This is a genomic window from Actinoplanes campanulatus, assembly GCF_014647795.1.
Lineage (GTDB): Bacteria > Actinomycetota > Actinomycetes > Mycobacteriales > Micromonosporaceae > Actinoplanes > Actinoplanes campanulatus.
In genome coordinates, this window is the sequence record NZ_BMPW01000023.1 from 123555 (window position 1) to 142037 (window position 18483).

General features: G+C 71.5%; 14 protein-coding genes. 8 read left to right on the plus strand and 6 right to left on the minus strand.

The genetic code is table 11. The features are described 5' to 3' along the window. Positions 1-6: 6 nt before the first annotated feature. Positions 7-2262, minus strand: coding sequence for a beta-galactosidase (locus tag IEZ13_RS36550; protein WP_229795488.1), 2256 nt, complete (start codon positions 2260-2262; stop codon positions 7-9). Positions 2263-2472: 210 nt separating this feature from the next. On the opposite strand from IEZ13_RS36550, the gene IEZ13_RS36555 reads away from it, so the two are divergent. From IEZ13_RS36555 to IEZ13_RS36580, 6 genes are all read left to right on the plus strand, one after another. Then, on the plus strand, positions 2473-3786 hold the full coding sequence (locus IEZ13_RS36555; protein WP_183225552.1) for an ABC transporter substrate-binding protein: 1314 nt from the start codon (positions 2473-2475) through the stop codon (positions 3784-3786). A gap of 59 nt (positions 3787-3845) precedes the next feature. Further along, positions 3846-4787 carry a carbohydrate ABC transporter permease gene (locus tag IEZ13_RS36560; protein ID WP_183225551.1) on the plus strand — a complete coding sequence of 314 codons (942 nt, stop codon included), beginning with the start codon at positions 3846-3848 and terminating at the stop codon, positions 4785-4787. A 1-nt stretch (position 4788) separates the two neighbouring features. Further along, complete coding sequence (locus IEZ13_RS36565; RefSeq protein ID WP_183225550.1) at positions 4789-5628, plus strand: carbohydrate ABC transporter permease; 840 nt, start codon at positions 4789-4791, stop codon at positions 5626-5628. 14 nt (positions 5629-5642) lie between these two features. After that, entirely contained in the window at positions 5643-6659 is a 1017-nt protein-coding gene (locus IEZ13_RS36570) for a LacI family DNA-binding transcriptional regulator (RefSeq protein ID WP_229795490.1), read from the plus strand. 89 nt (positions 6660-6748) lie between these two features. Further along, entirely contained in the window at positions 6749-7846 is a 1098-nt protein-coding gene (locus IEZ13_RS36575; protein ID WP_183225548.1) for a glycoside hydrolase family 53 protein, read from the plus strand. Between the two features lie 23 nt (positions 7847-7869). Then, on the plus strand, positions 7870-8973 hold the full coding sequence (locus IEZ13_RS36580; protein WP_183225547.1) for a glycoside hydrolase family 53 protein: 1104 nt from the start codon (positions 7870-7872) through the stop codon (positions 8971-8973). A 955-nt stretch (positions 8974-9928) separates the two neighbouring features. On the opposite strand, the gene IEZ13_RS36585 is transcribed toward IEZ13_RS36580, so the two are convergent. From IEZ13_RS36585 to IEZ13_RS36600, 4 genes are all read right to left on the minus strand, one after another. Beyond that, positions 9929-12181, minus strand: a complete 2253-nt coding sequence (locus tag IEZ13_RS36585) for an MMPL family transporter (RefSeq protein WP_183225546.1) — start codon at positions 12179-12181, stop codon at positions 9929-9931. A gap of 29 nt (positions 12182-12210) precedes the next feature. Continuing rightward, a complete protein-coding gene (locus IEZ13_RS36590) occupies positions 12211-12759 on the minus strand; it encodes a TetR/AcrR family transcriptional regulator (RefSeq protein ID WP_183225545.1) in 549 nt (182 codons plus the stop codon). Positions 12760-12825: 66 nt separating this feature from the next. Then, positions 12826-13566, minus strand: a complete 741-nt coding sequence (locus IEZ13_RS36595) for a helix-turn-helix domain-containing protein (RefSeq protein WP_183225544.1) — start codon at positions 13564-13566, stop codon at positions 12826-12828. Then, entirely contained in the window at positions 13559-15130 is a 1572-nt protein-coding gene (locus IEZ13_RS36600; protein ID WP_183225543.1) for an AAA domain-containing protein, read from the minus strand. Before IEZ13_RS36600 ends, IEZ13_RS36595 begins: the two co-directional genes overlap by 8 nt. Positions 15131-15221: 91 nt before the next feature. On the opposite strand from IEZ13_RS36600, the gene IEZ13_RS36605 reads away from it, so the two are divergent. Continuing rightward, on the plus strand, positions 15222-16850 hold the full coding sequence (locus IEZ13_RS36605) for an amidohydrolase (RefSeq protein ID WP_183225542.1): 1629 nt from the start codon (positions 15222-15224) through the stop codon (positions 16848-16850). A gap of 3 nt (positions 16851-16853) precedes the next feature. On the opposite strand, the gene IEZ13_RS36610 is transcribed toward IEZ13_RS36605, so the two are convergent. Next, a complete protein-coding gene (locus IEZ13_RS36610; RefSeq protein WP_229795492.1) occupies positions 16854-17513 on the minus strand; it encodes a hypothetical protein in 660 nt (219 codons plus the stop codon). A 231-nt stretch (positions 17514-17744) separates the two neighbouring features. Between IEZ13_RS36610 and IEZ13_RS36615 the strand changes: the two genes are divergently transcribed. Then, positions 17745-18452: a laminin G domain-containing protein gene (locus IEZ13_RS36615; RefSeq protein WP_183225540.1), complete on the plus strand. Its 708-nt coding sequence runs from the start codon at positions 17745-17747 to the stop codon at positions 18450-18452. Positions 18453-18483: the final 31 nt, after the last annotated feature.

The following is an 18483-nucleotide window of genomic DNA, read 5'->3' on the forward strand; positions in this document are numbered from 1 at the left end:
TTCGGGTCAGAGGGTGACGGTGGAGATCGTGCGGGCGGTCACCTCGACCGTGTCGATGGCCAGCAGCTGGGTGTCGGTGGCGGCCAGCCGGGTGCGGGCCTCCTGCGGGACCGAGACCGGGGAGCCGGCGGCCAGGGGCAGCAGGTGCAGGGTGAGCTGGGCGCCGGCGCGGTAGCCGATGTCGGTGAGGTTGACGGTCCAGCCGGAGCCGTCCCAGTAGCGATCGGTGACGGTCCGGCCGTCGACCCGCAGTTCGCCGACGTCGCCGGCCCAGATGACGCGCAGCAGCGGGTCGCGGGTGGGGTCGGCGGCGAACGCGGGCAGGCGCAGGCGGTAGACGGCGGCCAGTTCGTCGAAGACGTCGGCGGACGGGGCGGACGGGCGGCCCTCGTGCTTGCCGTAGCTGACCGGGACCGTGGTGGCGGCCGGGCGGAGCCGCTCGACGGTGACGTGCTCGGTCACCGGGGCGCTGCCCTGGGGCACCTCGACCGGGCGGAAGGCACGAAGCGACGGGTCGTATGCCCGTACGTCCGCGGCCTTGGCGGCCTTGACCGTCACCGTGCCGGAGGCGTCCCACTGGAGCTCGTCGTCGCTCAGCAGCAGGCGGCGGCCGCCGTCCTCGCGCACCCAGACCGATCCGGCCGCCTCGGCCGGGAGGACGAGCACGTCGAGACCACCGAGCCGAACCGGTTCGAAGCCCGGCGTGATGTCGTGAACGGAATCGGCCACGGCGATCTGGGGGGCGATGCCCGGGGCGGCGATGAGGACGAGCGTGGGCACGTCGCCGGGCAGCAGGGTGAGCGCCGAGGCGGTGGCCCAGGTGATCGTGGTGCCGCCGGCCGTCAGGCGGAGCGGCCAGCGGGTGAGGGTGCCGGGCGGGATGTCGATCGGCCGTTCCGGCAACTCGATCACGCCGTTCTCGAGAGCGACCCGGAAGCGGGCGCCCCGGTAGGCGGGGAGCGGGAAGTGCGGCTGGTGCCGGGAGAGGAACAGGAAGCCGCTCTCTCCGTCGCTGCGCAGCGCCCACCGCAGGGTCTCGGAGTCCTCGACGTCGGCGGGCCGGACATCCGGAAGGCTGGACGGCATCTCCGCGAGCACATGACCGAACGCGGACAGGAAGGCGTGCTGGCGGCGCAGTTCGGCGTGGCTCGGGGCGAGCGTGCCGGCCTCCCCGATCGGCGCGTGGAAGTCGTAGCCGAGGCGGGCGATGTCGTTGGGGTAGCCGGTGGCGTGCGACTCGTGCATGTCCGGGCCGGGGTTGGTGCCGCCGGCGTACATGTAGTAGCCCTGCCAGGCCGAGCCGTTGCCGATCTTGCAGTGCGCGATGGCCGCCACGTCGAGCGCCTCGGGCCGCGGCCGCCGGTGGTAGGCGGTGGCCATGCCGCCGCCGAGCTCGCAGGTGGCGGGCGGGAACTCCTCGGACGGGGTGCGCGGGCCCCCGGAGGCGGCCGCGATCGCCTGAGCGCGGCGCACGTCGGCGCCGATGCCCGCGTCGTCCCAGACGTGGGAGAAGAAGTAGTGGTCGCGGAAGGTCGGGTCCCACGGCGCGCCGGCGTCCACCCAGAAGCCGTCGCCGTAGCCGCCGTAGAGCGGCAGCACCTCGGATGCGGGCAGGTCGGCGCCGCCCCACGCGGTGGCGGTCCACAGCGGAGCGGACATGCCGGCCGCACGGGCCAGGCGCTTGAGCGTGACGAGGTGCTGGGGCTGGTCGTAGAGCTCGTTCTCGAGCTGGATGCCGATGATCCGGTCGAAGCGGGAGCCGACGGCGGCCGCGATGGACGCGAACCAAGGTGCGACCAGTTCGAGATATGCCGGGTCGTCGGTGCGGTGCCGGACCGGGGCCTGCTGCACCCAGTCGGGGAAGCCGCCGTTGCGCGTCTCGCCGTGGCACCAGGGGCCGATCCGCAGGACCACGTCGAGGCCGGTCTCGACGGCCAGGTCGACGAACGCGCCGACGTCCAGGTCGCCGTCGAAGCGGGTCTCCCCCGGCGTGGGCGCGTGGTGCAGCCAGAAGACGTAGCTGGCCACCACTGTCACGCCGCCGGCCTTCATCTGGCGCAGCCGCTCGGCCCAGCGCGCCCGCGGGACCCGGCTGTAGTGCAGCTCGCCGGAGACCGGGACGACCGGCACTCCGTCGCGGCTCAGATAGCGGTTGGTCAGCGAAATGCCGTCCCGTACGTCTTCGGAGTTGCTCATCCGCGCCCGGCGCAGCGGCGTCGCCCAGGCTTGGTGGCGAACGGTGAGCGGCTCGAGCCACGACATGGGATCAGCTCCTTGCGGGTTTGACTGTAACCGGTCACAGGCCGGCGAGCCCGAACGATACACAGGCGTAACGGGTGAGACGCAAGGGCTTGACACAACGCCGTAACAGCAGCACTGTAACCGGTCACAGGGGCCGCACCGAGCGAAACGCTTCCGGCGCGGCGCCGTCCCCCGGCTTTCCGTTCCGGCCAAGCCGATCAAGGAGGATCAATGAAGACGAAATACGCCCCGCTCATGGCGGCCCTCACCGCCGCGGCTCTGTTTACCGGCACCGCCTGCTCCAACTCCGGCTCCTCGTCCGAGCAGACCACCGACCCGAACGAGAAGGTCTCGCTGACCTACTGGACCTGGGCTCCCAACATGGACAAGGTCGCCGCGGCGTGGAACGCCAAGAACCCGAACATCCAGGTCACGGTCAACAAGCAGGACGGCGGCGACCCGGCCGTCACCAAGCTGCTGACCGCGATCAAGGCGGGCTCCGGGGCGCCGGACATCATGCAGGCCGAGTACCAGAAGATCCCCACGCTGGTCTCCGCCGACGCGCTCGCCGACATCGCCGCGGACGCCGGCTCGCTCAAGGACAAGTTCCCGGCCGGCGCCTGGAACGGCGTGACCCTCGGCTCGGACGCGGTCTATGGCGTGCCGCAGGACTCCGGCCCGCTGATGTTCTTCTACCGTGCCGACGTCTTCGAGAAGAACGGCCTGTCGGCCCCGAAGACCTGGGACGAGTACGCGACCGCCGCCGAGAAGATCCACAAGGCGAACCCGAAGCAGTACCTGGGCACCTTCTCGGCCACCGACGCGGGCCTGTTCACCGGTCTCGCCCAGCAGGCCGGCGCGTCGTGGTGGGGCGTGCAGGGTGACGCCTGGTCGGTCGCCATCGACGAGCCCAACACCCAGAAGGTCGCCGCGTACTGGGGTGGCCTCGTGGAGAAGGGCGTCATCGACAACAAGCCGATGTACACCCCGGAGTGGAACGCCGCTCTGAACGACGGCACCCAGGTCGGCTGGGTCAGCGCCGTGTGGGCGCCGGGCGTCCTGGAGGGCTCCGCCAAGGACACCAAGGGCAAGTGGAAGGCCGCCGCGATGCCGCAGTGGGACGCCGCTGCCCCGGCGACCGGCGCGTGGGGCGGTTCGGCCACCAGCGTCACCACCCAGTCCAAGCACAAGAAGCAGGCCGCCCAGTTCGTGTCCTGGCTGAACAGCGACCCGGAGGCGGTCAAGCTGCTCGCCACCGAGGCCAGCGTCTACCCGGCCTCGAACGATGCCGCCAGCGTTCTGACCAGCCCGCCGGCGTTCTTCGCCGACCAGGCCGACTACTACGCCATCGCGGCCGAGGCCTCGAAGCAGATGAAGCCGTTCACCTACGGCCCGAACGTGAACGTCGCCTACAGCGCCTTCAACGACGCCTTCGGCAAGGCCGCCGAGTCGAAGAAGGCGTCCGCCTTCACCGAGTCGCTGACGACCATGCAGAAGACGACGGTCGACGACCTGAAGAACGCCGGGTTCAACGTCGCCGGATGAGATCGCCTCCGGGCGGGTCACGGCCCGCCCGGAGCGCTCCGAAAGGAAAGAAAGCGGCGATGACCCCCTCCGCATCCACCACGGCCCGACGGCCCGTGGGCAGGCGCGCCGGCACCCCGTACGCCTTCCTCGCCCCCGCCATGATCCTGTTCGTCGCGTTCCTGGCCGCGCCGATCGTCTACGCCGCCTACCTGAGCCTGCGCAAGGTCAAGGTGAGCGGGCTCGGGCTGGGCGCGAAGTCACGGACCGAGATCTGGGCCGGGCTGGACAACTACGCCCGGTCGCTGACCGATCCCGACTTCCTGCCGAGCGTCGGGCGGATCGGCCTGTACGGCCTGATCGTGGTACCCACCATGCTCGGCCTGGCCCTGCTCTTCGCGCTGCTGCTGGACGCGAACCGGACGCGCGAGTCGGTCGGCAAGTTCGCCCGGATCTCGATCTTCCTGCCGTACGCGGTCCCCGCCGTCGTCGGCTCGCTGCTCTGGGGCTTCCTCTACCTGCCCCGGGTCAGCCCGATCACCGACCTGTTCGAGGCGGTCGGCATCACCGCCCCCGAGCTGCTCTCCCGGGACCTGACGCTCTGGGCGGTCGCCAACATCGCGGTCTGGGGCGGCACCGGTTTCAACATGATCGTCATCTACACCGCGCTGCGGGCCGTCCCGCTCAGCCTGTACGAGTCGGCCCGGATCGACGGCGCCTCCGAGGTGGCGATCGCCTGGCGCATCAAGATCCCGATCGTCACGCCGTCGCTGATCATGACGTTCGTCTTCTCGCTCATCGCCACGTTGCAGGTCTTCGCCGAGCCGATGACCCTGCGGCCGCTGGCCAACACGATCTCGACGACGTGGACGCCGCTGATGAAGGTCTACCGGGACGCGTTCACCCGCAACGACCTCTACGCCGCCGCCGCCACCTCGGTGATCATCGCGCTCGCCACGTTCATCCTGTCCTTCGGCTTCCTCAAGCTCGTCGGGCGCCGGGCCTTCAACCAGGAGGACTGAGATGTCTTTGAAAAAGGGCCGGAGTAAAACAGCTACCGCCCTCCTCCTGCTGGGCGCCGCCTACTGCCTGCTCCCCGTGCTCTGGGTGCTGATCGCCTCGTCGAAGAGCTCCGGCGAGCTGTTCTCCACGTTCACCCTCGCCCCGAGCACCCACCTGTTCGACAACCTCGCCGACCTCAGCGGCTACCGCGACGGCCTCTACTGGCGGTGGATGGCCAACACCGCCCTGTACGCCGGAGTCGGCGCCGCCGCCTCCACGCTGATCTCGGCGATGGCCGGTTTCGCGCTCGCCAAGTTCGACTTCCCCGGCAAGAGCGCGGTCTTCAACGTGATCCTGGCCGGCGTCCTGGTGCCCGGCGTCCTCCTCGCCATCCCGCAGTACCTGCTGCTGGCCAAGGTGGGGATGACCAACACCTACTGGGCGGTGCTGCTGCCCAGCTTCATCAGCCCGTACGGCATCTACCTGGCCCGGATCTTCGCGGCCGCGTCGGTGCCCACCGAGATCCTGGAGGCGTCCCGGATCGACGGCGCCGGGGACTGGCGCACCTTCGGCACGGTGGTGCTGCCGATGATGCGGACCGGCCTGGTGACCGTCTTCCTCTTCCAGTTCGTGGCGGTCTGGAACAACTTCATGCTGCCCTACATCATGCTCGGCGACGACCGGCTCTACCCGATCACGGTCGGCCTGAACGGTCTGCTCAACCAGGGCGCCAACCAGCCGGCCATGTACACCGCGGTGGTGACCGGGGCACTCGTCTCGATCATCCCGTTGATCGCCCTGTTCCTCACGTTGCAGCGCTACTGGCAGGTCGACCTGGCCGCCGGCGGCGTGAAGGCCTAGCTATGATCCCGAAGGTGTCGCGCAAACGCCCCACCATCCGCGACGTCGCGGCTGAGGCAGGGGTGTCCTACGCGACGGTCTCCCGGGTGCTCAACGGCCGGGACTGGGTCAGCCCCGAGGCCGTCCGCGCGGTCCGCGACGCCATCTCCCGTACCGGATACACCGCCAACCCGCACGCCCGGTCGCTGGCGACCGGGAAGTCCGGCTCGATCGCGTTCCTGCTCACCGAGCCGCAGCACCTGCTCTTCGAGGACCCGAACTTCTCGGTGCTGCTGCGCGGGGTGGCCCAGGCGCTCTCCGACCGGGAGCTGACGCTGATCCTGATGATCGCGTCGACCCCGGTGGAGCGCAGCCGGGCCGTCGCCTACCTGTCCGGCGGCCACGTCGACGGGGTGCTGCTGGTGTCGCCGCACTCCGGTGACCCGCTGCTGCGGCAGCTCGTCGAGGCCGAGGTGCCGATCGTGGCCTGCGGTCAGGTGCTCGGCTTCGAGGACCGGATCAGCTCGGTGTCGGCTGACGACTGGGGCGGCGGCCGGTCGGCCGTCGAGCACCTGCTCGCCCAGGGCTGCCGGCGGATCGCCACGATCACCGGGCCGCAGGACACCTTCGGCGGCGTGTTCCGGCTGCGCGGCTACACCGACGCGCTGACGGCGGCCGGCATCACGGTCGATCCGGCGTACATCGTGCACGGCGACTGGAGCCGGGAGAGCGGCGCGGCCGGCATGCGCACGCTGCTCGACCGGGTGCCCGAGGTGGACGCGGTGTTCGCCGCCTCGGACGCGATGGCCGCGGCCGCCCTGCCGGTGCTGCGGGAGGCCGGGCGCGAGGTGCCCGGCGACGTCCGGGTGGTCGGGTTCGACGACTCCGGGCTGGCGGCCACCACCGAGCCGCCGCTCACCACCGTCCGGCATCCGCTGGAACGGATCAGCGAAGAGATGGTCCGGCTGCTCACCGACGTGATCGCCGGGCGCACCCCGCTCTCCATCACCGTGCCCACCAGCCTGGTCGTCCGGGGCAGCTCCCCCGCCTGAGACCGGCCGGCCTCGATACACCCCCTTGATCGAGGCCGGTCTTGCACAAATACAGCCCCTTTTGTCACGGAAGACCAAAAAGGAGCGTCATGAAACCATCCCTCACGGTCGCCGCCTTCCTCGCGGTGGCCCTCATCCCCGCACCCGCCGTCGCGCACGACAGCGACGCGTGGCGCATGCGCGGCGCCGACGTGTCGACACTCCAGCGCTCGCTGGAGCTCGGCCAGCGGTTCTACGACGTACGGGGGCGCCGCGACAACCCGTACGACATCCTCAAGCAGGCCGGCGCCAACTACGTCCGGCTGCGCATCTGGAACGACCCGGCCAGCGGCTACTCCAACAAGGCGAAGGTGCTCGAGCAGGCCCGGGCGGCCAAGGCCCGCGGCATGAAGCTGCTCATCGACTTCCACTACTCGGACACCTGGGCCGACCCGGGCAAGCAGTACACCCCAGCGGCGTGGGAGGGGCACTCCCTTTCACAACTGGAGAAGGACGTCTACGACTACACGTACGACGTCTGCACCAGCCTCAAGAAGCAGGGCACCACCCCGGACAGCGTGCAGATCGGCAACGAGATCAACGTCGGCATGTTGTGGCCGGTCGGCTACGTGAACAACAGCGACTTCGGGCCGCTCGCCAAGCTGCTGAACGCCGGCTACGACGCCACCAAGGCGTGCAGCCGGCGCACCGAGGTCATGGTGCACACCGCGCTGGCCGGCAACATCGGCGCGGCGCACTGGTTCTACGACGGCATCACGGCGGCCGGCGCGAAGTGGGACGTCACCGCGCTGTCCTACTACTGCATGTGGCACGGGACGCTGGACAACCTGACCACGGTCATCGGCGACGTCACCGACCGGTACGGCAAGCCCGTGGTGATCGCGGAGACGGCGTACCCGTACACCACCGAGAACTACGACCACCTCGAGAACATCATCACCTCCAGCGCGCCCTGCGACGGCATCCCCGCCACGCCACAGGGCCAGGCGCAGGAGTTCGCCGCGGTGCAGAGCACCGCCCGGGCGGCCGGCGCGATCGGCGTCTTCTACTGGGAACCCACCTGGACCGGCATCGACGGCAATGGCTGGGACACCGAGGACATCGAGAACTCCGGCAACGCCTGGGAGAACATGGCGACCTTCGACGACAGCGGACGCATCAACCCCTATGTCCGCTGGCTCCGGTAAATCCCCGTTTTAAGGAGCGCACCATGAAACCGTCCCTCAGAGCCGCCTTCACGGCCGCGGTCCTCGCGGTCTCGGTGGTTCTCGCACCCGCCCCCGCACAGGCCGCCTCCCTCACCATGCTCGGCGCCGACGTGTCGTCGCTGCAGCGCACGCTCGATCTCGGCGGCAAGTACTACAACGCCTCGGGTGTCGCGGCCAACCCGTACGACATCCTCAAGACGGCCGGCGTCAACTACGCCCGGCTGCGCGTCTGGAACAACCCGGCCAGCGGTTACAACAACAAGGCCAAGGTGCTCCAGCAGGCCGCGGCGATCAAGGCCAAGGGCCTGAAGCTGATGGTCGACTTCCACTACTCCGACACGTGGGCCGACCCGGGCAAGCAGTACCCCCCGGCCGCCTGGGCGTCCTACTCGCTCACCCAGTTGCAGACGGCCGTCTACAACTACACCTACGACGTCTGCACCAGCCTCAAGTCGGCCGGGCTCACCCCGGACAGCGTGCAGATCGGCAACGAGATCAACGTCGGCATGCTGTGGCCTCGCGGGCAGGTCGTGAACAGCAACTTCGCCCCGCTGGCGTCGCTGCTGAAGCAGGGCTACAACGCCACGAAGGCCTGCAACAGCGGCACGCAGGTGATCATCCACACCGCGGACGCGGACAGCATGACCAACATGCGCTGGTTCTACGACGGCATCAAGGCGGCCGGCGTGACCTGGGACATCACCGGCCTGTCGTACTACTGCATGTGGCACGGCACGCTCGCCAACCTGTACAACGTGATCGTCGACGCCCGGACCCGTTACGGCAAGCCGGTCGTGATCGTCGAGACGGCGTACCAGTTCACCACCGCCGACGCCGACAGCGAGAAGAACTCCATCCCCGGAACCGTGCTCTGCGACAGCATCCCGGCCACCTCGGCCGGCCAGGCCCAGCAGTTCACCTGGGTCCAGAACACGGCCCGCAACGCCGGCGCCATCGGTGTCTTCTACTGGGAACCCACCTGGTACGCCATCAAGGGCAACGGCTGGGACCCGGCGAACATCAACGGCACCGGCGACGGCTGGGACAACATGGCCACGTTCGACTGGTCCGGCAAGGTGAACCCGTACATCAAGTGGACCGCCTGACGTCCCCCTCCGCGGCCAGGTCCGGCTCCCCACCGGCCCACTGACGGCCGCACCCCCACGCGACCAGGTCCGGCTCCCCGCCGAACCACTGACGGTCGCACCCCCACGCGACCAGGTCCGGCTCCCCGCCGAACCACTGACGGTCGCACCCACGGCGACCCGGTCCGGCTCCTGCCGGGCCGGGCTCGCTGCCTTTCCCGGTACGGGCTACGCGAACCCGCCGTAGCAGACCCGCAAGCGATTGCCTGCTCCAGGCCGTGCCGCGCCCGCCGGGCGTGAGCGGTGGGTCACCCCCACAACTTCGGTCACTCAGCCACATCTCAACCGCAGAAGCCGCACCCTAGGTCACTCACCGTGACCGGCGCGGTGAGGGTGTGGAGGATCGGGGTTGTTCCTGAGCCTATTTCTCAATTGTGGGTAGCCGCGATGTCGCGTCGCGCATTCGGATGGCCGCGGCGTCACCCCGACTCGCCGACGATCTTGGGCGATCGTAGCCGTCAGGCCAATCTTGATTCCTGGGTGCCACCCGACGACAGATCATCACCCAAGATCTACTTTTCCTGGAAGACCTTGGGTTATCGGTGATGCCCGGACGGCCACGATCGCCCAAGATCGCGCCGCTCGGCAACAATCGCCCAAGATTCACATCGACGCTGGCGGACGGCTCGAACAGTCGGCGGGGACCGGCCGAATCTCGCGGCAAAGGCGGGGAACGCGGCAAAGGCGGGGAAACCCGAGAACAGGCGACGTGACACCGACGCCAGGCGACAAGCGAGAACTAGATTCTCCTGCCGGGAGCGAGGCGGGAGCCGGGAACGAGGCCGAAGCGGCGCACGAACGCAGGAGCCGAGAGCGGGGCGGGAGCCGGGAACGAGGCGGGAGCGGCGCGCGAACGCAGGCGGGGAATGCGGACCGGCCGCCACCCGGAGGGCGGCGGCCGGTCGGGTGGGAGCGGTCAGGCGGAGGTCACGACCGGCTCGGAGTGGGACGGGAGCGGGTCGGCCGACGGCGGGTGGCGCTCCAGGGCCGCGCCCTCCACGTCCAGCTCCGGCAGCCGGCGCAGCCAGGCCGGGAGCCACCAGGCGGAGCGGCCGAGCAGGGCGAGTGCCGCCGGGACCGCGATCATGCGGACGATGAAGGCGTCGAAGGCGATGCCCACGGCCAGGGCGAAGGCGATCGGCTTGATCGTGTCGTTGCCCTCGGGGACGAAGGCGGCGAAGACCGCGAACATGATGGTCGCGGCCGCGATCACGACCGGGGCGGCCTGGCGGAAGCCGGTCACGATGGCCTCGCGGGGCGGCGCGCCGTGGGCGTGCGCCTCGTGCATGCGGGAGACCAGGAAGACCTGGTAGTCCATGGCCAGGCCGAACAGGATGCCGACGATGATGATCGGGGCGAGGCTCAGGATCGGGCCGGTGGAGCCGGCGTTGACCGCGTCGGCGGCCCAGCCCCACTGGAAGACCGCGACCGTCGCGCCGAAGGCGGCGCCGATGGTGAGCAGGAAGCCGAGCACGCCGACCACCGGCACCAGCAGCGAGCGGAAGACCAGCACCAGCAGCACGAACGCCAGGCCGACGACGAGCGCCAGGTAGACCGGCAGGGCGTCGTTGAGCTTCTGCGACACGTCGATGCTGACCGCCGTGTTGCCGGTGACGTAGATGTCGGCGTCCCGGTCGCCGGCGACCGAGTCACGGATCTGGTGCACCAGGTCGACGGTCCGGTCGTCCTCCGGGCCGGTGGCCGGGATGATCGTGATGAGGGCGGCCGAGCCGTCCTGGTTGGGCTGCGGGGGCAGCACCAGGGTGCCTTCCGGCAGCATCTCGGCGAGGCGTTTCTGCACCTCGGACGCGGATGGCACCGAGGCGGGGCCGTCGATCAGCACCAGCAGCGGACTGCTGACGCCGGGGCCGAACCGGCTGTCGATGATCGCCTGGGCGCGGGCCTGGGTGGTGCCCTCGGCGGCGCGCTGGGCCAGGGTGGTCTTCATCGAGAAGAACGGGACGGCGACGACCGCGAGGGCGGCGACCGCCACGATGAGGCTGAGCCAGCTGTGCCGGGTGACCAGGTTCGCCCAGCCCCGGATGAAGCCGCGGCCGTCGGAGATCCCGGACGAGGCCGCCGCGGACGAAGCGGCCCCGGCGGGAGCGGCCCCGGAGTAGGCGGCGACGGGCGGAGGCGGGATGTCGCGCAGCCGGCGCGGCAGCGCCCGCACGCCGATGAAGCCGAGGATGGCCGGGACCAGGGTGATCGCGACCAGCACGGCGATCACGATGGTGGCGGCCGCGGCGATGCCCATCTCGGAGAGGAACGGGATGCCGACGACGGAGAGCCCGGCCAGGGCGATGACCACGGTGAGGCCGGCGGTGACGACGGCCGCGCCCGCGGTGCCGACGGCCATCGCGGCGGCGGCCTCCACGGACAGGCCGCGGCGCAGCTCGTGCCGGAACCGGGTGACGATGAACAGCGCGTAGTCGATGCCGACCGCGAGGCCGAGCATGACGGCCAGGATCGGGGTGGTCGACTGCAATTCGGTGAACCCGGTGAGGGTGACCAGGCCGGCCGCGCCGATGGCGACGCCGACGATCGCGGTCAGCAGGTTCATCCCGGCGGCGACCAGCGAACGGTAGGTGAGGGCCAGCACGATGAGGGCCACCACGACACCGAGGATCTCCGAGGCGCCGCCGATGTCGGCCGGGTTGCTGAGCGCCTCGCCGCGGGCTTCGACGGTGAGCCCACCGGACCGCGCCTGCTCGAGCGCCGCGGTGACGGCCTCCCGCTGCTCGTCGGTGACCTCGGACGGCTGCACCGGGTAGCGGACCGAGCTGTACGCGGCCACCTGGTCCCGGGAGACGGCCGGCGCCTTCGGGTCGAGCGGGTTCGACGCGCCCACCGCGCCGGGCAGTTCGCCGAGGACGGCGACGATCCGGGCCACCTCGGCGGCGTTCGCCGGGTCGGTGATCCTCTGGCCGGCCGGGGCCGCCATCACCACCTGCACGGAGGCGCCCGCCGACGCCTCGCCGAACCTCTCCTTCATCAGCGCGAGCGCGGTGGTCGACTCCTGACCGGGGATGCTGAACGTGTTGGCCGTGGCGCCGGAGAGCGTGCCCGCTCCCACGCCGACGGCGACCAGCGCCACGAGCCAGGCGACGGTGACGAGTATCCGGTGCCGTACTGACGCCAGCCCGAGCCGGTGCAGCAGCGTTGCCATGAGGGGTTCCTTTTTCCGTGTGGGGGGCTTCAGTGACCGAGGGCGTCGAAGCCGACCTCGGCGAGGCGCGTCGCGGCGCCGGGATGGAGCCGGCCGCAGAGGGCGATGCTGGCCACCGCGACCGCGCCGAGCGCTCCGGTGACCCGCAGCGCCCGCTCGGTGTCGGCGTGCGGCTCGTCGCCGAAGGCGCCGGCGATGGCCTCACCGATCACCGCGAGGGCCTCGCCGATCTCGCTCTCCGGCTCGGCGAGCAGGGAGGAGAGCAGCAGGGCGACCATGCCGGGCTGGGCCACCGCGAGCTCGGCCAGCCCGGTGAGCACGGCCCGGTCCCGCCGCGGGCCGGGCGGGAGGTCCACCACACCGGAGGCGGTGTCGTGGACCTGCTCGACGCAGCGCCCGATCACCGCGGTCTGGAGCGCCTCCTTGGTCGGGAAGCGGTGCAGCAGGCCGGTCTTGGAGTAGCCGACTGTGTCCGCGATCCGCTGGACCGAGGTCTCCTTGAGCCCGTGCCGGGCGAAGAGATGCGCCGCGGCCTCGAGGATCTCGTCGTCGATCTGCTGCTTGGTGGGACGGGGCATGGGACCACCGTAGACCGTAATGGACCAAACCGGTCCGGGAGGGACCGTGTCGGTCCTCACACTGTGTCAGTCCGCTTCTGATTGCCCACGGTGGCGGTCGTAAACATCGCGGAGGTACGGGTCCGGCCCGTCCACCGCCCAGCCGAACACCAGCGGCTCGTCCTCGCACTCGACGGCGTAGATCGGCAGCCACACCGGGCGCGGCGCGGCCGCGGTCACCTGTACGGGCACCGCCGGTCCGGTGAAGTCGGCGGTGTCCGGCCTGTTCAGCAGCAGTTCGACGGCGTTCGGGGGCAGTGGGTGAGCGGGCCCGACCGGGTCGAAGACGGTGCCGTCGGGCAGGGTCAGCGCGGGCTCACTGAGCCACACCGAGTGGGTGGCGTGCGCGTGCGGCACCGGCTCTCCCCCGCAGCCGTCGAACCGGAGGGTGATCCGGCGACCCGGCGTGAGCACGTGGCGGCGTCCGTCGGCGATGGACAGGTGACCGAGTTCGGTCAGCGCGAGATCGTCACCGTCGTAGCGCAGGTGCCCGATCCGCACCAGGAACCGCACGGCCCGGGTGACCAGTGCCGGCTCCACCCCGAAGAACGCGGCCAGCTCGGCGGGGCGCCGCAGGCCGGCCTCGGCGACCGCCCGGCTCAGGTAGCGGTCGAAGACGTCGTACGAATGCGCCTCCCGGACCTCCGCCACCACGTCCACGGCCCACATCGGCAGCAGCAGCGGCACGAACCGCCGGGGTCGCACGCCGGGCAGCGCCCCGGCCCGGCGGACCACCTCCCGCATCGGCAGGTGGGCCGCCTCAGCCACCCGGCCGCCCGGAGGCCGGCCCGGTGCCGCCGGGACCCGGCCCGGCCCGGTTCGCCGCCGGCCCACACGCCGCGACCCGGTCGAACACACTGCCGGTGAGCAGGCCGGTCAGCTCCGCGGCGTCCACCCCGGCCGGGCACCGGGCGGCCACCCAGGCCCGGACCACCGCCACGTCGCGCAGCGGAGGCCGCCCGGCCTCGCCGACCAGCACCGCCCGGCGGGCCCGGACCAGCGGCACCAGCGCGGCCGGCACCGCGACCCGGCCCGCGTCCTCCACGACGACCAGGTCGTACTCCAGGTCGGCGTGCTCCGGGCGGCCGGCGCCCAGGCAGGTGGTGGCGACGACGTCGGCGTACCGGAGCAGCTCGCCGTGCAGCTGCCGGCTGGGCCGGGTGGCCCGCTGCCGCCACTCGCGCAGCAGCCCGGCCCGGCCGCGCAGGGTCGGCTCCAGCTCCCGGCAGCGCTCGGCGAAGCCGGTGAGCCCGGCCTCGTCGGCGGTCCACTCGGGGCGTGCGGTGACGCCGTCGAGCATCCGGGTGAGCTGGTGGGCGGATCGTTCGGCGGATTCGAGCGCCCGCCGCGCGGCCAGGTCGGCGAACGCGGCCCGTTCGGCGGCGGCCCGCACCACGCTGTCGTTGCCGACCGCGATGTCGTGTTCGCGAGCGCTTTCCGCGTACCCCGAATCGATGGTGTGAAAGGCCGACCGGGCAGCGGCCGCATGCCGGACCGCATGGCTCAGCGACGTGCGCAGCCGCCCGGCCTGCCACCGGCGCAGCCGGGAGGTCTCGGCGCGGCGCAACGCGGCAGTGAGCCGCTCCACCTCCCGGGCTGCCGCCGCGGCAGCCCGCTCGGCCGTCGCCCGCTCGCGCGCGATTTCGGCCAGCGGCGCGCCGAGCCGGTCCCGGGCGGCCCGCACGGTCGCCTCATGGTGCGCGGCGGCCCGGCCGGCGCGTTCCCTCGCCTCGGCCGCCTCGGTGAGCGCGTTGTCCAGCCGGCGCAGCCAGCCGTGCGCCGGGGCGGGATCACCGAGCCAGGGCTCCAGGCTGCGGGCGGCAGCCTGGGAGCGGGCGAGGATGCGCTGCTGCACGGCGGCCGAGGCGGCGTCGATGCTGCCTGGCCCGGACCCGGCCTGATCGACGCGGATCACGGTGGCGCCGTCGGGCAGGCGGGCGATGACGGCGTCGACCGGCGGCGGCACGGGCGCGGTGAGCAGCACCCGCTCGCCGCGTTCCGCGGCCTCGCGCACGATGTCCAGGACGGTCCGGGCGCGTGCCGTGCCGGGCGCCGCGATCAGGCAGACCAGATCCGGTACGCCCGCGGCGAACCGCCCCTCGGCCAGCAGCGGCAGCAGGCCCGGGTTGACCGCGGTGCCGGAGCGCAGCCGCCGGATCGCCTCCCGCTGGACGCGCTCGTCGAGGCCGGCCTCCCGGGACGCACGCGGCGCGGGCACCCGGTCGGCGCCGGGATCCAGCTCGCGGGCGGCCGCGACGGCCAGCTCCAGGACGGCGCAGAAACCCTCGTTCCGGTACGGCGGTTGATCTAGATCGACAAGGGTCGACGCCATCCGCCCACCTTAGTTGTGCCGCATGCGGAGCATCAAACACCGCACGATTGAATGAGGCGTCGTCCGTCGCCGCGCAGATCGGATTCGCCAGATGTCCCGTGACCACGCAGACCTGATCTTCGCCGGCGGGCCGGTGTTCTCCGCGGGCGCCGGGCCGGCCACCTCGGTGGCGGTCCGGGGCGGCCGGATCCTCGCGGTCGGCGACGACCTGAGCGGGCTGCGGGGCCCGGCGACCGAAGTGGTGGACCTGGCCGGGCGCCTGCTGCTGCCCGGCTTCCAGGACGCGCACGTGCACGCCGTGATGGGTGGCGTCGAGCTGAACCAGTGCGACCTGACCGAGACCACCGACCTGGACGAGTACCTGCGCCGGGTCGCGGCGTACGCGGCCGCCCACCCGGATCTGGACTGGATCTCCGGCGGTGGCTGGTCGATGGAGTCCTTCCCGGGCGGGGTGCCGGCCAAGGAACTGCTCGACCGGGTGGCGCCGGACCGGCCGGTGTACCTGATCAACCGGGACCATCACGGCGCGTGGGTGAACAGCCGGGCGCTGGAGCTGGCCGGGATCACCGCGGACACCCCGGACCCGGCGCACGGCCGGATCGACCGGAACCCGGACGGCTCACCGGCCGGCGGGCTCCAGGAGGGCGCCATGGAGCTGGTCGGCGACCTGCTGCCGGAGGTGACCACGGCGGACCGGATCGCCGGGCTGCGCCGGGCGCAGGCGCTGCTGCACTCGCTCGGTGTCACCGCCTGGCAGGACGCCATGGTGTGCGCCACCAACGGCTACCCGGACGTGGCCGACGCCTATCTGGCGGCCGCGACCGAGGGCTGGCTGACCGCGACCGTGGTCGGCGCGCTGTGGTGGGACCGGGACCGGGGCGCCGAGCAGATCCCGGAGCTGCTGGCGAAGCGGGAGCGGTTCAGTGTGGGCCGGCTGCGCTGCGACAGCGTGAAGCTGATGCTGGACGGGGTGGCGGAGAACTTCACGGCCGCGATGACCGAGCCGTACCGGGACGCGTGCGGCTGCGCCACCACCAACCGGGGGCTGTCGTTCATCGACCCGGTGTCCTTGCCCGGCTTCGTCACGGAACTGGACGGGCACGGCTTCCAGGTGCACTTCCACGCGCTCGGCGACCGGGCGGTCCGCGACGGGCTGGACGCGGTGGCCGCGGCCCGGGCGGCGAACGGCTTCCGGGACACCCGGCCGCACCTGGCCCATCTCCAGGTGGTGCACCCGGACGACGTGCCGCGGTTCCGGGCGCTGGGCGCGACGGCCAACCTCCAGGCGCTGTGGGCGTCGCACGAGCCGCAGATGGACGATTTGACCATCCCGTTCCTGGACCCGGCTCTGGTGGACCGGCAGTACCCGTTCGGCGACCTGTGGCGGTCCGGGGCGCATCTGGCGTGCGGCAGCGACTGGCCGGTCAGCACGCCGGACCCGTGGCAGGCGATCCACGTCGCGGTGAACCGGGCCCACCACGGCAGCGGCCTCGGCCCGTTCCTGCCGGGGCAGCGGCTCGATCTGGCCACCGCGCTGGCCGCCTACACGGCCGGCTCGGCCTACGTGAACCGGCTCGACGACACCGGGACGGTCCGCCCCGGCAACCGTGCCGATCTGGTGGTCCTCGACCGGGACCCGTTCGCCGCGCCGCCGGACGAGATCGCCGCCACCCGGGTCGCGATGACCTTCGTCGACGGGGATCTCGTCCACGGCGCGTGACGGTTACCGGTCCTCGTCGTCGTCCTCGGCGTCGTCCTGCTCCTCGTCCAGCTCCTCGGCGTGCGCCTGCGCGTGCCGGGGCTGGACCGGGGCGGCCTCGAGGACCTCGGCGACCGGCTCCTCCTCGACGTACTCGCTCATCTGCGGCGCGTCCACCCAGAGGGCGCGCAGCTGGCTCTGCATGAAGCCGGTGAGCCGGCCACGGTACTCGCGGTCGAACTGCTCCAGCGCCTCGATCTGCTGCTGGAGGGCTTCGCGCTTGGCGCCCAGGCTGCCGACCACGTCGTCGTAGCGCTGCTGGGCCTGATGCTTGAGCTGCTCGGCGCCGGCGATCGCGTCGGCGTTGACGGTCTCCGCGCGGGAGCGGGCGTCGGCCACGATCTTCTCGGCGGTACGCCGTGCCTCCTCGGCACGGGCCTGCGCGTCCCGGGCCATCTGCTCGGCGGCGGCGCGGGCCTCGGCCAGCACCCGGTCGGCCTCGCGGCGCACGTTGTTGGCGTGGGCCTGAGCGTCGCGGGCGATCTGCTCGGCGGCGGCCAGCGCGTCCGTACGGATCTTGTCCGCGTGGTGCTGGGCGCTGGCGACGTGTTCCTCGGCGGTGCGCTGGGCGAGGGCCAGCACCTGGAGGGCCTGGTTCGGCAGGCCGGGGTTCGGGGCGATCACCGCATGCTCCGAGGTCTCTCCGTTAGTCCCATTGAGCAGCACTTCGACACGATCCTTCTCTGCGAGGGGTGGATCCGGGGGGTTCACAGCGACGGCTTCCGGCCATGATCGGCGGATGCTACCAAGCTGGACTCGAGGTTTGCGAGGGCCACTTTGTGAATGTCCGACAAATTGGATATCAATCGCATTAGTCTCGAATGGACCATCAATCCCACGCAGTGAGGACGAGCCTTGAGATACCGCCGCACACTGGCCGTCACGGCCGTACTGACCTGCGTGTTCGCCTCCGCACCCAGTCCCGCCCGGGCGGCCACCGGATACGAGATGGCGATCTGGATGATGGACGAGAGCCGGGGCTCGCACTGGATGGCCGACAGCACCGGGCGCGGCCACAACGGCCGGATCGGACCGGACGTCGGCATAGGTATGGCCACCGAGTCCAGCCACGGCTACCGATTCGACCGGCTGGAGCCGGACACCCCGCCCGCCCGGCCCGGCCATCTGGTCAGTGTTCCCGACCATCCGGACCTCGATCCCGGCGACCGTGACTTCGCCGTCACGGTACGGCTGAGGACCACCCACAAGTTCGGCAACATCATCCAGAAGGGCCAGGCCACCGTGCCCGGCGGAAGCTTCAAGATGCAGATCCCGAGCGGGCGCCCGACCTGCACCTTCCGGGGATCGGTGGGCACCCGCGAGATGTGGTCGCCGGTACGGATCAACGACGGCAACTGGCACACGGTGCGCTGTCTGCGGATCCGGGACGGGGTGGCGCTGCTCATCGACGGGCAGGAGGTCGTCTCCAAGCCCGGCTGGACCGGCACCATCGCCAACACCTGGCCGGTCAGCATCGGCGGCAAACTGGACTGCGACCAGGTCGACGTCGGCTGCGACTACTACGCCGGCGACCTGGACTGGATCATGATCGAGGCGGCCTGAGCCTCGAAGGGCCAGGCCGCCTCTCCCTCAG

What these genes read in the sequence shown, in the direction of transcription:
- IEZ13_RS36550 (WP_229795488.1), bottom strand. Translation starts at nt 2,262, where the DNA reads ATGTCGTGGCTCGAGCCGCTCACCGTTCGCCACCAAGCCTGGGCGACG.
- IEZ13_RS36555 (WP_183225552.1), top strand. Translation starts at nt 2,473, where the DNA reads ATGAAGACGAAATACGCCCCGCTCATGGCGGCCCTCACCGCCGCGGCT.
- IEZ13_RS36560 (WP_183225551.1), top strand. Translation starts at nt 3,846, where the DNA reads ATGACCCCCTCCGCATCCACCACGGCCCGACGGCCCGTGGGCAGGCGC.
- IEZ13_RS36565 (WP_183225550.1), top strand. Translation starts at nt 4,789, where the DNA reads ATGTCTTTGAAAAAGGGCCGGAGTAAAACAGCTACCGCCCTCCTCCTG.
- IEZ13_RS36575 (WP_183225548.1), top strand. Translation starts at nt 6,749, where the DNA reads ATGAAACCATCCCTCACGGTCGCCGCCTTCCTCGCGGTGGCCCTCATC.
- IEZ13_RS36580 (WP_183225547.1), top strand. Translation starts at nt 7,870, where the DNA reads ATGAAACCGTCCCTCAGAGCCGCCTTCACGGCCGCGGTCCTCGCGGTC.
- IEZ13_RS36585 (WP_183225546.1), bottom strand. Translation starts at nt 12,181, where the DNA reads ATGGCAACGCTGCTGCACCGGCTCGGGCTGGCGTCAGTACGGCACCGG.
- IEZ13_RS36590 (WP_183225545.1), bottom strand. Translation starts at nt 12,759, where the DNA reads ATGCCCCGTCCCACCAAGCAGCAGATCGACGACGAGATCCTCGAGGCC.
- IEZ13_RS36600 (WP_183225543.1), bottom strand. Translation starts at nt 15,130, where the DNA reads ATGGCGTCGACCCTTGTCGATCTAGATCAACCGCCGTACCGGAACGAG.
- IEZ13_RS36605 (WP_183225542.1), top strand. Translation starts at nt 15,222, where the DNA reads ATGTCCCGTGACCACGCAGACCTGATCTTCGCCGGCGGGCCGGTGTTC.